At 39.0% G+C, this 13,787-nt stretch carries 12 protein-coding genes and 1 tRNA gene; 1 reads left to right on the top strand and 12 read right to left on the bottom strand.

The window, feature by feature from the left end:
* Positions 1-131: 131 nt before the first annotated feature.
* From HORE_RS00355 to HORE_RS00320, 8 genes are all read right to left on the bottom strand, one after another.
* Positions 132-220: transfer RNA gene (locus HORE_RS00355), tRNA-Leu, on the bottom strand.
* Positions 221-251: 31 nt separating this feature from the next.
* A complete protein-coding gene (locus tag HORE_RS00350; RefSeq protein WP_012635014.1) occupies positions 252-1,169 on the bottom strand; it encodes a Ppx/GppA phosphatase family protein in 918 nt (305 codons plus the stop codon).
* On the bottom strand, positions 1,166-1,705 hold the full coding sequence (locus HORE_RS00345; RefSeq protein ID WP_012635013.1) for a DUF501 domain-containing protein: 540 nt from the start codon (positions 1,703-1,705) through the stop codon (positions 1,166-1,168). The genes HORE_RS00350 and HORE_RS00345 overlap by 4 nt, the downstream gene beginning before the upstream one ends.
* A 107-nt stretch (positions 1,706-1,812) precedes the next feature.
* Positions 1,813-2,187, bottom strand: a complete 375-nt coding sequence (locus tag HORE_RS00340; protein ID WP_012635012.1) for a S1 RNA-binding domain-containing protein — start codon at positions 2,185-2,187, stop codon at positions 1,813-1,815.
* Between the two features lie 72 nt (positions 2,188-2,259).
* Positions 2,260-4,428, bottom strand: coding sequence for a Tex family protein (locus HORE_RS00335; RefSeq protein WP_012635011.1), 2,169 nt, complete (start codon positions 4,426-4,428; stop codon positions 2,260-2,262).
* A 45-nt stretch (positions 4,429-4,473) separates the two neighbouring features.
* Positions 4,474-4,761: an FtsB family cell division protein gene (locus HORE_RS00330; RefSeq protein ID WP_041605691.1), complete on the bottom strand. Its 288-nt coding sequence runs from the start codon at positions 4,759-4,761 to the stop codon at positions 4,474-4,476.
* A complete protein-coding gene (gene yabQ / locus HORE_RS00325; RefSeq protein ID WP_050748580.1) occupies positions 4,758-5,042 on the bottom strand; it encodes a spore cortex biosynthesis protein YabQ in 285 nt (94 codons plus the stop codon). Before yabQ ends, HORE_RS00330 begins: the two co-directional genes overlap by 4 nt.
* A 370-nt stretch (positions 5,043-5,412) precedes the next feature.
* Positions 5,413-7,443 carry a methyl-accepting chemotaxis protein gene (locus tag HORE_RS00320; protein ID WP_012635008.1) on the bottom strand — a complete coding sequence of 677 codons (2,031 nt, stop codon included), beginning with the start codon at positions 7,441-7,443 and terminating at the stop codon, positions 5,413-5,415.
* 438 nt (positions 7,444-7,881) lie between these two features.
* On the opposite strand from HORE_RS00320, the gene yabP reads away from it, so the two are divergent.
* Entirely contained in the window at positions 7,882-8,175 is a 294-nt protein-coding gene (gene yabP, locus HORE_RS00315) for a sporulation protein YabP (RefSeq protein ID WP_012635006.1), read from the top strand.
* Between the two features lie 55 nt (positions 8,176-8,230).
* On the opposite strand, the gene HORE_RS00310 is transcribed toward yabP, so the two are convergent.
* The 4 genes from HORE_RS00310 to HORE_RS00295 form a co-directional block, all read right to left on the bottom strand.
* The gene (locus HORE_RS00310; RefSeq protein ID WP_012635005.1) at positions 8,231-9,349 is read right to left on the bottom strand and encodes an ABC transporter ATP-binding protein; all 1,119 of its coding nucleotides are present in this window, start codon (positions 9,347-9,349) and stop codon (positions 8,231-8,233) included.
* Positions 9,350-9,380: 31 nt separating this feature from the next.
* A complete protein-coding gene (locus HORE_RS00305) occupies positions 9,381-10,397 on the bottom strand; it encodes a LacI family DNA-binding transcriptional regulator (RefSeq protein WP_012635004.1) in 1,017 nt (338 codons plus the stop codon).
* A 219-nt stretch (positions 10,398-10,616) separates the two neighbouring features.
* Positions 10,617-11,267 (bottom strand): beta-phosphoglucomutase, encoded by a 651-nt coding sequence (gene pgmB / locus HORE_RS00300; protein ID WP_012635003.1) that lies wholly within the window; start codon positions 11,265-11,267, stop codon positions 10,617-10,619.
* 105 nt (positions 11,268-11,372) lie between these two features.
* Positions 11,373-13,715, bottom strand: a complete 2,343-nt coding sequence (locus tag HORE_RS00295) for a kojibiose phosphorylase (RefSeq protein WP_012635002.1) — start codon at positions 13,713-13,715, stop codon at positions 11,373-11,375.
* Positions 13,716-13,787: the final 72 nt, after the last annotated feature.

The following is a 13,787-nucleotide window of genomic DNA, read 5'->3' as shown; positions in this document are numbered from 1 at the left end:
TACAGGTAAGCATTCTGGTATAAATATTTTTAGATAAAAGAAAAAAACAGCCCGGAGGCTGCTATTATGTTCATATATCACTGTAAACACAAAGATTAAGATATTAAAATATTCATATTACATAAATAAAATGGTGCCGGGGGTCGGACTCGAACCGACACGGGCGAAAACGCCCACCGGATTTTAAGTCCGATGCGTCTGCCAGTTCCGCCACCCCGGCCTGTTCAACTGACAGAAATATTATAATATAATTAATGGCTTAAGTCAAGCATTTCTTTTATCAATCCATATAAAATATCGTGTTCACTGACGGTAATGTGGTCAAGAGCCAGATAATCGATAATTGCTAAAGCAATAATAGTCCCGGCCACTATTATATCAGCCCGTTCCGGCTGAAGTCCAACTATCTTACGCCTTTCTTCCAGAGTTTTTCCTGCCAGCCTCAACAAAATCTCTTCTATTTTATCCCGGGTTATTTTATAACCATGTACTTTATCCCGGTCATATTTTTTCATTTTTAAATCAATAGCAGCCAGGGTTGTTATAGTACCACCTACTCCAATAACATTTATTCCGGCAGGATTTAACTTCAACTTTCCCTTGAGCATCCTGTTAATTACTTCTTTAATCCGGGCAAGGTCCTGGCTATCGACAGGTTTATCAGGGGTTTTTATATACCTTTCTGTCATCCTTACAGCTCCCATATCCAGACTTTTAAAACTAAGTCCAGAGGGTTGTTGCCAGATAAATTCAGTACTCCCACCCCCGATATCAATAATTAAAAAATCATTCCCATTAATATCAAAACTGGCTCCAGTATAGGTTAACCTGGCCTCTTCAACTCCTGAGATTACTTCGAGCTCATATCCTGTCCTTCTTTTAACAACATCAAGCAGAATATTGCTATTCCTGACATCCCTCAGAGCACTGGTCCCTACAATCCTGATCCTTTCAACCCCCAGCCCCTCCATTTTATTTACAAAAAATTCTATGGCATACAGGGTTCTCCTCACCGCATCATAATTCAAAAGTCGTTTTTCATCAACACCCTGTCCCAGTCTGGTGGTTTTTAAATCAAAACATATTTCTTCTAACTTATCACCGTATTGCTCTACTGCTAACATACGGCAGGAATTAGTGCCTACATCAATAGCCCCGACTTTCATCATTCACCAGCCTCCATTCTGCAGAGATTACACCTTTCAGGCCAGTCAAGTTTCTCCCAGACCAGTCTACCTACAGGATTAACCCCGTTAACCAGATAATCAGCCAGGTGGGTATGGAGACATTTAATACCTTCTTTATTTCTGATTCCCCCCACCCCTGATTCCAAAAGGACTTTTAAAATATCGGGAGACCCTCTCCTTAGTTCTGCCACCTCATCTTCACCAAGAAGAGAACGGCGCTTTTGAGCATAAATCTTATGAGCCCTTTCCAGCTCCTCTTTCAAAGCCGGATTTTTATTAATTTTTTCTGTTAATTCTTTAACCAGGCCCTTTTCTTCTAATCTGGAAACTTCTTTAACCAGATAGGGGCAGCTTAACCAGAAAGTTGTCGGAAAAATACCTTTATCAGAACTATAGGGTAGGGTTAATAATACAGCCGGTTTTTCAAAGGGGCATTTCAGGGGTATACCACCAAGGTTGTCCGGCTCCCGCCCAAGTTGTTTTCTAATTATCTCCAGTTCAGATTTACTTACCTTCATAGACCATCACCCATATTTATTATAAACTAAAAAAATAATATTACCAGCATAAAAAAACACCCCCAATAACTTGAGGATGTTTGGTCAATATCATTTATCTGGATCATTTATCTGGTCTTCTTATAGCGGCCCCCACGTTTGGCTTTCTGGTTTTTTAAATCCTGTAATTTTTCATTACTTTCTTTCAGGAATTTAGCCATTTTTTCTTCGAAAGACATATTAGGAGCACTATCTACCCTGTCCGAAGGGTTATCCAGACGTTTTATTGATAGTCCAATTTTACCGTCTTTGTCAATATTAATTACCTTTACTTTAACCGTATCATTCTTTTTCAGGTAGTTACCAACATCTTTAACATAAGTATTTGCAATCTCTGAAATGTGAATTAAACCAGTATCCCCCCCTGGCAATTCGACGAATGCTCCAAATTTTGTAATTCCGGTAACTTTGCCTTCAACAGTACTACCAACATCGATGGACATTCTAAAAAAATTCCTCCTCAGATTTAATTAATATTTGTTTTATTATATTATACATTAGATATAATGTCAACCCTACAACTTCATACTCAGGGAAATCCTGTTTCGCCTCTCATCTACCTCTAATATTTTAACCTTTACAGTATCCCCTACCTGTACCACCTTGAGGGGATCATCTACATAATCATGACTCATTTCAGAAATATGAACAAGCCCGTCCACCTTGACCCCAATATCAACAAAAGCACCAAAATCCACTACATTCCGGACCGTACCCTGAAGGAGCATGCCAGCCTCTAAATCTTCCATTTTCAATACATCAGACCTGAAGATAGGTTTAGGTAATTCATCACGCGGGTCGCGTCCCGGTTTTTTTAAAGCATCTACAATATCTTTTAAAGTTGGTATTCCTGTCTCCAGTTTTTCAGCCCTGGATTTTATATTGATGGAGTCCAGCTCTTCACGCACTTCCTTAAGCTTTTCCTTATCAGTAATATCTAACAGTTTAAACCCGACATCCTGTAATAGACCTTTAGCGGCCTGATAGGATTCAGGATGGATTGGGGTATTATCCAGGGGATTTGTTCCATCCGGTATTCTTAAAAAACCAGCTGCCTGGGTAAATGTTTTTTTACCCAGACCCTTCACCTTTAATAATTCATCCCTGGTTTCAAATTTACCATTTTCCTCACGGTATTTAACAATATTTGACGCCACCCGGCTATTAATACCGGCCACATATTTTAAAAGGGATGGCGAAGCTGTATTTAAATCAACTCCAACATAATTAACGGCCGATTCCACTACATTACCGAGGGATTTTTCAAGGTTTTTTTGATTAACATCATGCTGATAAAGACCAACCCCAATGGATTTGGGATCTATTTTAACAAGCTCAGCCAGGGGGTCCTGTAACCGCCTCGCAATGGAAATGGCTCCTCTCATGGCTACATCGAGTTCAGGAAACTCTTTTCTGGCCAGTTTGGATGCAGAATAAACTGAAGCCCCGGCTTCATTTACTATTACATAGTTAACCTGAGTGTTTTTAAGTTCCTTAATTATATCAGCAACCATAAACTCGGTTTCCCGGGATGCTGTCCCATTCCCGATAGCAATCGTAGTAACCTGGTATTCATTTATCAAACCTTTAACAACCTTTTTAGCTTCACCTGTCCGGCTCTGGGGCGGATGGGGGTAAATAGTTGCTGTATCCAGTAACCTCCCGGTCGGGTCCACAACACAGACTTTACAACCCGTTCTATAGGCAGGGTCAATTCCCATAACAGTATGACCTCTGAGTGGTGGCTGCAAAAGCAGATTGCGAAGGTTTTTAGAAAAAATATTTATGGCATGCTCTTCTGCTTTTTCAGTAAGACTATTTCTAACCTCCCTTTCAATGGAAGGAGCAATTAACCTTTTATATCCATCTTTAATAGCTTCAATTATATCATTGTAAAATATACTTTCAGGATTGTTAACCACCCTATCCTTGATTAATTCTATAATATCTTCTTCAGGAGCTAAAACCTTAACCTGGAGCACTTCATCTTTCTCCCCCCGGTTAATAGCCAGAACCCGGTGGGGTGGTATTTTACTGACAGGTTCCCTGTAATCATAATACATCTCATATTTGCCTTCATCATCGGTCTCACTATCTTTACAGGTGCTCTGAATAACTCCCTGCTTAAAGGTTATTTTCCTGATTTCTTTTCTAATTCCGGCATCATCTGAAACCCATTCTGCTATAATATCCCTGGCTCCCTGATAAACATCTTCAATGCTCTCCAGTTCAACTTCGGGGTTGATATATTCCTTACCTATATCTTCAGGATTACCAGAAGTAAGTTCTTGTGTCCACATTAACTTAGCCAGGGGTTCAAGGCCTTTTTCTTTGGCCCTGGTAGCCCGGGTCCGCCGCTTCTGCTTATAAGGCCTGTAGAGATCTTCTACTTCCTGTAAAATGGAAGCTTTTTTAATCTTTTCTTCAAGTTCCGGAGTTAACTTTCCCTGCTCTTCAATCAGCCTTATAACTTCTTCCTTCCGCTTTTGAAGACTGCGGAGGTATTCCAGTCTTTCTTCAATAGTCCTTATCTGTGCTTCATCAAGTCCTCCAGTCACTTCTTTACGGTAACGCGCAATAAAAGGAACGGTATTACCTTCATCAAGAAGTTTAACCGTTCCTTTTACCTGGTTAGTTTTCAGTTTTAATTCTTTAGAGATTTGTCCAATTATTCTTTGATTCATCACTGCCACTCCTTTATATAGATCATTCCTTTTCTATTTAAAAGATCATTCTTCTTCTATAGGTATTAAAAGTAATTCCCCAGGCTTAACCAACCCGAGTTCTTTCCTGGCTATTTTTTCAATATAGGAGGGGTCATCAACATTTTTTAGTTGTTCCTTCAATCTGGTATTTCTGGCTCTGGCAATTTTAATCTCCTGATGCAAATTACTGACCTGCTTTTCAAGACGACTAATGGCCCTGTAATTATTATAAAACTTAATGGCCATAAAAATAAGAAAAATTACTAACAATACTTTAAAACCTTTTGATGTTATAAAATTAGTCATCTTCATCGGTTATCCCACCTTGATTTTAACCCATAATATAAACCAAAACCAAGTAATATGGCCAGAATTATATAAAATCGTAGATTGACCCAGTTGGTATAGATTAAAATGATAAATCCAATCAGACCGGCTATTATTCCAAACAGGATATCCAGAATATTTTTCATAATACCCCTGATGTTTAGTCCCTTTATAATCCCTCTGTAAAGGTCAAGAAATATTCCCAACATCAGACCATAACCAAACATGACAGAAAACGAAAATATCTGGTATAAAACATCTTCCATCTTTTTACCCCCTGCTTTTCCCACTATATATACTATATGCAGGAGGTACCGATTTTGTGAATTTCAAATACTTTTTTTGCCGGTAACTATAAATTTCTACTTAACATGTTGGTTTTCCTTTTTTTAAACCAGGGAAATAAGAAATTATATTTAGTCATCTGGTATTATTTTAATATAAAACCACCCATCTGAACGGTACTGATCCATCGATTGTCCCCTACTCCCCTAAAAAAACAAGTTTCCATAAACAACCATGTAGACCTTATATTATGAAATCTAATTAATTACGAAAGCGCAGTTAAACCACTGGATGATTTAACCGCGCCTCCACAATTTTAATTAAATAATCTTATTCCTTTAATCTGTTCTCCTATTCAGTCTTAAATTTATCAATTAATCCTCTGAGTTTATCTGCCATGATAGCCAGGGTTTCTGAAGAATTGGAAATACCTTCGATGGTCTGAGACTGTTCACTTATAGCCTGGTTAATCTGACCAGCACCCTGGGCTGTATTCTGGGATATATTATTAATTTCCTCTATGGCAGTTACCATTTCATCACTACCATGTTTCTGTTCCCTGGTAGCCTCAGCAATACTTTCAGCAATTTTTGAGGTATCTTCAACAGCCTGTCTGATCCCGGCAAATGTGTCTTTAGCCTTACCAGCAGCAAAATTACCCTCTTCTACCACCGTGGTTCCCTCATCCATAACATCTACTGCTTTCTGGGTATCATTCTGAATTTCCTCTATAATCTTGCTAATATTGGTAGCAGCCTCATTTGACTGGTTGGCAAGGGTTCTTACCTCATCAGCTACTACGGCAAAACCCCGGCCATGTTCTCCGGCCCGGGCCGCCTCTATAGCGGCATTTAAGGCCAGTAAGTCTGTCTGTTCGGTAATTTCACTGATTAATCCGATAATTTTATTAATTTCCTTGGACCGGGTATCGAGTTGTTTTATAACCCTGGCTGATTGTTCTACTATTTCTCCAATTTTATCAATCTGATGGAGCAAGTCTTCTAAAGCTTCCTGACCCAGTTCTACCTGGTTCCGGGCAGTCTTTGATTTACCCGCAACCTCCTGGGCCCCTTTAGCCACTTCTTGAATAGACCGGGACATTTCTTTAATAATTAATGATGCTTCATTAATTTTTTCTACCTGTTCAGCAGTTCCATCTGAAATATTTTCACTGGTAGCTGTAACCTGTTCCGTTATAGCGGTGGCTTCCTGGCTGGAACCGGCCAGCTCCTGAGCCGCAGACGCAACCTGATTAGAACTGGACATAACTTCTATTACCAGGCCCTTTAAATTATTAACCATCTGGTTCAGACTCTTACCGAGGTAAGCTATTTCATCACGGCCTTTGATCTTTATCTTCTGACTCAGATCACCTTCAGCGACCCGTTCGACTACACTGATTAAGCCTTTAACCCTCTTACTGATACTCCTGGCCAGAAATATCCCCACTAGTATGGCAATAGAGGCACCGATAAGAGCATAAATAATCATCGACTGTTTCATTTTATTGCCTGCATTTAGTATAGGGGTTTTGGGTGTTGTTACCCCTAGATAGGCAATAATTTTACTATTATGGTCAGTAACCGGAAAAGCAACCATTCTGTACTCTGTATCTGAAATTAAATGATCTACCCATATGTTGTTGCTATCCTCTGTATTAGTTTTTAAACTTATTTTAGAAAGCTTTTCATTACTGAAAGAAGCTGTAACAGGCTGACCATCTTTATCAAATAATATTATTTCCATTCCCAGGTCCTGACTTAAATCTATCCAGTAACTTTTATCCATAACAAGCCCGGTTAAAAAGATACCGTGAACCAGGTTAGCCTGATCGGGGTCAGTAATAGCCTGGGCTCCCTTGATAACTATCCCCTCTGTGGTCATCTCAATCTGGTTAACAGAGATCCTTTTATCATTTATCCCCTCTATGTACCTGGACTCCAGTTTATAATCCTTATTAGGGAGGTTTCCCCGGCGGGTTATAACTTTACCCTTGCTATCTAAAATAGCGGCTAGATCAATATTGTTTTTATTAATAAATGCCGGCCTGAGAATATTCATCAACTGCAACAAATTTTTGGTAGCAACGGTTTCCTGGATTGAGGTATCACTGGCTTTTATAACCGCCAGCCCTTCAACCCTATTGATATCAGATTCATATATCCTTTCTACAAAATTTTTCCCGGTCAGTATTTTTTCATCCAGCCTCTTTTCCAGGGAATCATTGGTCAAGCGATAATCATTATAAAAGGTCAAACCAAGAGGTATAATCATTACAATTAAAAAGAACAGCAATAATTTGGTGTAAAGGGAATAACTACTTATTATTTTTTTCAATATTCTATAAATGGGCGAAAAAATATTTAATTTTTTTAAAAACACTTAAGCTTCCTCCTTTGCGCAAACGTTTTATTATTTGTGCAAACGTTTTACCCACAAAAAAACCAACATTAAATTACCGACCATACCATAAAAATATACTGATTAAATATAACACATCTTAGAGTATACCACATTAATCCTTTCTTAAATTAATATTTCTTCACGAATTTTAAAATTCCTGCAACAATTTTGAAATTTTGTAGTGCTTATTTCCTATTCAAGTCATATTAAGGACCTGACTTTAATATATATTTACATCATATACCTTAAACTGGTTATTTATCAAATATATTTGAAAATATTTAAGTCGTCATATATAATTTTATAATTTGCTGCTAAATCAGGTTCTTTATATAATTCATTTTTATTATGAAATTTACTTAAATAAGAATTAAACAAGCTTAATTAAAATAATAATTTAGAAAGGAGGTTTATATATTGGATAAGAAGAAAAACAACTCCGGTCAAAAAACAACACCGGCCAGGCATACTCTTTCTTTAAATAACAGAAAAGAACTGGAACTTGATGGAGTAAGGGAAGTTATATCCTACAATGAAGATAAAATCATAATGCAAACCAGTATGGGAGTTCTTGAAATCAAAGGGAAGGAACTGAATATACAAAAATTAAACCTTGATGAGGGTACAGTAAAGATAAAGGGGCATTTTTCTTCCCTGGATTATAGTGACAGGGAACCAGGGAAAAACTTTATGAACAGACTTTTCAGATAAAAAAAGGCGGCCACAGGGGGCCGCCCCATCTTCTTTAATTTAACTTCAGGCAGTTTTAGAATATAGCCTCTTCTGTTTCAGCATCAAAAACATGCATTTTTCTTGTGTCTACCCCGAGTTTAACATTATCCCCAACCTGGGCAGTACTTTCAGCTTCTACCCTGGCAATCATGGAATGGTCGTTAATGCCGAGGTAAAGATAAATTTCTGAACCCATGGGTTCAACTACTTCAACATTGGCAGTGAAAGAATTATCATCGGTAACGTCGAAATCATGCTTAATACTGGCATCTACCAGGTCCTCGGGCCTGATACCGAAGACTACTTCACGGCCTTCATATTCCTTAATTTCAGGTGCTTCATTGATTTTATCTTCAGGGATAGCAATCTTGAAGGAACCATGGCCATCAAGATAATATTTGTCTCCCTCTTTAACCAGCTTGCAATCCAGGAAGTTCATAGCAGGACTACCAATAAATCCAGCTACGAACATATTATTTGGTTTATTATAAAGGGTCAATGGATCATCAACCTGCTGGATAACACCATCACGGAGAACTACAATTCTGTCACCCATGGTCATAGCTTCGACCTGGTCATGGGTAACGTAGATAACAGTTGTCTGTAACCTGTCGTGCAATTTACTTAATTCAGTACGCATCTGAACACGGAGTTTAGCATCCAGGTTGGAAAGGGGCTCATCCATCAAGAAAACCTTAGGTTCCCTTACAATAGCCCTTCCCAGAGCAACACGCTGCCTCTGACCACCGGATAACTGCTTTGGCTTACGATCAAGCAAGTCCTCAATACCCAGAATCCTGGCAGCTTCCTTAACACGACGGTCAATCTCATCTTTAGGGAATTTACGTAATTTTAAGCTAAAAGCCATGTTATTGTAAACGTCCATATGTGGGTATAAAGCGTAATTCTGGAAAACCATAGCAATATCTCTGTCTTTAGGAGGTACATCATTAACTACAGTATCTCCAATTTTAATAGTTCCTTCTGTGATTTCTTCTAAACCGGCAATCATCCTCAGAGTTGTTGATTTACCACATCCGGAAGGTCCAACGAGAACTAAGAACTCCTTATCCCGGATTTCAAGATTAGCATTGTTTACAGCAACTACATCATCAAACCTCTTAACAACATTCTCTAATGTTACACTAGCCATTAATACATCCCCCTTTTAATTTTAAGAAGTTTTATTTATCCTTAATGTGCGGTGTAGATGAATTCCGCACCTTAATGGACGGATTTAATACCTTAATAATTTCAGCAGGTTGTTTCCCATTTAAGAGATTAATAAGGTTTCGAGCAGCCAGTTTACCAAGCCTGGTCAATGGTTCAGCCACAACCGTCAGAGGTGGGGTAATTATCGAAGACACAAGGCTATCACCATAACCCACCACTGAAAAGTCTTCAGGAATTAAATATCCTCCCATCTTAATTGCTTCTACCAGGCCGGCAGCCAGAAGATCACTGGTAGCAAAAAAACCACCGGGGGTAACCCCCTTTTTCATTAATTCAAGAAAAGCCCTGTACCCGGCTTCCCGGCTTCCTTCTGTTTGCACAATTAATTTTTCATTAAGTTCTATACCATTATCAGTTAAAGCCTGTTTATAACCTTCAAGCTTTTCAGATTCTAAAAATTCCCGGTCCAGGCCCATTATAAGGGCAATTTCACTGATACCCTGGTCTATCAGGTGCTCAGTTGCCAGGTAAGCCCCCCGGGCTGAATCAACCAGAACGGTAGGTATGGTAAGCTCCTCACAGAGCCTATTTACCAGAACAAGAGAGGCATTCTTATTCAAAGCCAGATTTAAAATATGCCTGTCGGCCAGTTCACCACCAACCACAATAGCCCCATCAACCTGGTTCCTCTCTACTAATTCGAGATAGCCTTTCTCTTTTTCCGGGTTGTTATCAGTATTACACAAAACAACCTGGTATCCATTTTCATTGGCTACTTCCTCTATACTTTTAATTATCGTAGGATAATTAGGATTTGACAAATCAGGTAATAATAAAGCCAGAATGTGGGTCTGCTTTTTGGCAAGCCCCTGGGCCAGTTTGTTGGGTTGAAAGTTATACTCCTCTACAATTTTCAGGATTTTCTTTCTGGTTTCTTCACCAACCCCGGGTTTATTATTAATGGCCCTGGAAACCGTTGACTCGGCCACACCAGCTATTTTTGCAATATCCTTTAAAGTCAACGGCAAAAGTAATCACTCCCGTTACACAACCGCTTGCGAAAAACCTTACGCAAGTGCTTGCGTTCCTTTTATAATATATATTCTATGTAAATTAAAAAATTCCTTCTTTTTAGTCAATTTTTTTAAAAAAAATTACTCCCCTGCAATCCATAATTTCCAGGGGAGTTCATCTACCAGTATTTATTTCCTGAAGCGCCCCGCAAGCAAGGGAGGCCTGCCGCTTAATCAGGCAAGGATATCATCAAGGTTAATATCAGCAACTTTATCATAACGGAAGTGGGCCTTGCCAACCCTTTCTTCTGGACCGATACCAACAGCAGTCATTCCGGCAGCAAGGGCAGCCTCAATTCCCGCTTCGGCATCCTCAATAACTACACATTCTTCAGGTTTTAACCCGAGCTGTTTAGCTGTGTAAAGGAAGAGGTCCGGAGCAGGTTTGGTTTTTTCCACACTATAACCATCAGAAATTTGATCAAAGACATGCTCTACTCCAAGGTTTTTAATTACCGGTTTAGCATTTTTACTGGCTGACGCAACAGCAAGTTTATATCCTCTACTCTTAAGCTCATCCAGGAGTTCTTTTGCCCCAGGTAAAAGATCCTCTTCTGTGATTTGTTTAATAAATTCTTTATAATAGTTGTTCTTCCTGTCCATCATTTCCAGCTTCTTTTCTTCAGGAACTTCCCTTCCATTAAGGAGTAACTCCAGAGACTTCCTCCGGGAGACCCCCCTCAGCTGTTCATTATCCTCTCTGGTAAATGGAATACCTTCTTCATCAGCGAGTTTTTTCCAGCTACGATAATGTAATTCGGCTGTATCAGTAATTACTCCATCCAGGTCAAATATAAATCCTTTAATCTCCCTGTGAATTATCATCACCCCATTCCTTGTTGTTTATTTTATCCAGTAAAATCCCTTAATTATTATATCAACAATATCCCCCGGGAACAAATATTAAATAATTTAATGTTAAAGGGGGTTTTAGAGATTCACTACTGCTTTATTATTGTTTAGCTGAAGGTTACGGCCCTTGACCATTACTGAAACATCTTTTAGCATAGCTTTATCATCATTTAAAAAACTGACACTTACTCTGTCATTACGAATTTCAACCCTGATTGGCATCCCCTGCCATTTTAGCTTAAAGTTCAGGTAATCCCACTTCTCAGGTAACATGGGGTCTATATTGAGAACATTATCTTTAACTTTAACACCACCAAAGCCTAAAACAACTGCCTGCCAGATACCTCCAAGAGAAGCTGAATGCAAACCAGCATCACAGCTTCTCATATTCCTGCCAAGGTCAATAGTGGTAGATTTATTGAAGTATCTATAGGCCTCATCTAAATCACCGATTTCCTTACCCATAATGGCATGAATACTGGGACTTAACGAAGAATCGTGAAGGGTCTTAGGTTCATAATAATGATAATTTTTCTCTTTAACCTCATGGCTAAAATCTTCCCCAAGAAGATAGAGTAACATCACTACATCGGCCTGTTTTATAACCTGACTGCTGGTTATTTCATCCCAGCTATAAGCCTTCATTATAGCCCCGACATCACCACGGTAGCTGCTTATATCTATGACATCCTGGTCCATAAAACCATCAAATTGAGGAATAACTTTACTGTCTTCCTGGAAGGGAAGGTAAATTTTATCTTTCTTTTTCTTCCATTCATTTAGTTCATCTTCTTTTAAAGCAATTTTATTTATTATTTTCTCCAGAATATCTCTGCTATCATCTGATAACCAGTTGTAGATATCAATTGCCTTCTCAAGGTGCCATTTCACCATATAATTTGTATAGGCATTATTGTTAACATGTTCACTATATTCATCAGGACCGATGACATCTTTAATTTCATAACGGTCCAGACCCTGATTATACTCCAGTCTACTGGCCCAGAAGCGGGCTGTCTCCATAAAAATTTCAGTTCCATAGTTATACATAAATTCTTTGTCTCCGGTAACCTGATAATAATGCCAGATTGCATATGCAACATCTGCCGTAATATGTTGTTCTATTTCCCCACACCAGATCCTGATGGGTTTCCCGGTCTTTATATCAACTTCACCAAATTCAGGGGTGGTTTCCTCACCGGTATCAGCACTTTCCCAGGGATACATGGCTCCTTTATACCCATTTTCCCGGGCCTTTTTACGAGCTCCATCCAGGGTATGATAGCGATATTCGAGTAACTTCCGGGCTATTTGTGGGAAAGTATAGATAAAGAAAGGAAGGATAAAAATCTCGGTATCCCAGAAAACATGACCCTTATACCCTTCCCCCGAAAGCCCCTTGGCAGCAACACTGATACGACTGTCATGGGACGGGGTCATCTGTACCAGATGATACTGGGCAAACCTTACGGCAAGCTGATCAAAATCAGGCCCACCGATTTCAATATCTATCTCATGCCATAGCTTGTGCCATTTCTGGCGATGTTCTGAAAAAAGTTCTTCATACCTCTTAGTACCTGCTTTATCTAGAGTTGTAAGAGCTGTTTCAACAATATCTCCAGAATCAATATCCTTATCTTTAAATTCCAGATCCCGCCCGGTATATACAATTACACACTTCTCCATTTCCAGGCACTCATTTTCTTTCAATTCATATTCGCTTCTCAGGAAAAGCTGACGCCTACCGGTAACGATCTGCTGTTGTGGATTAATTTCACTGGCATTTATCAGGAAACGGAACTTACCGGCTACAATTGTAAAAATACCCGACTCCTGGGTCCGGACAGTTAAATAAGATTTACCATCAGGTAAAACCCTTTTATCACCTTCAACGAAATGTTGAACACCACTATTGGTTACCTGCCCGTTATAACCAGTTTTAATGGCCACCTTTCCGGAATAGTTAACTGGAATTATTTTAATCTTAAAACCGGCCAGATGGAGATTGGCAAGAGAAACAAAGCGTTTGAAGACCAGTTTTGTAATATTTCCGGCTGGACTTTGCCATTCCACCTCTCTAACCAGTTCTCCGTCTTTAACGTTTAAGTACCTGTGATAAGATATAATTTTTCCCTGGTTCAGGTTAAATCTCTCTCCGTCAAGCTTAATCTCCATCCCTACATAATCAGGAATATTGGGAAGCTCGGCAACCTCCCCTTTAAACCTGTCAAACATTCCGGCCACATAACAACCTCTTGTTTCATTAAAATAGTGTTCTTCTGTGGCCGCCCTTAAACCCATATAACCATTTCCAAGACTAAAGATAGTTTCAAATTTAGGCAGATTGTTTTCATTAAATTCTGTTTCAGAAATTATCCAGTTTTTATATTCTCCTTTACCTAGATTATAAGCTATCGCCATTCCCAGCCCTCCTTTAAAGTATTTATATCTAACCCGACCAGGTTTCCAGAATTATTATTCCTGAAAATTTGA

The sequence above is a fragment of the Halothermothrix orenii H 168 genome (assembly GCF_000020485.1).
In the GTDB taxonomy this organism is placed as follows: domain Bacteria; phylum Bacillota; class Halanaerobiia; order Halanaerobiales; family Halothermotrichaceae; genus Halothermothrix; species Halothermothrix orenii.
The sequence above is the reverse complement of the archived record's forward strand: the minus strand, read 5'-3'. Positions and strand labels throughout refer to the sequence as shown.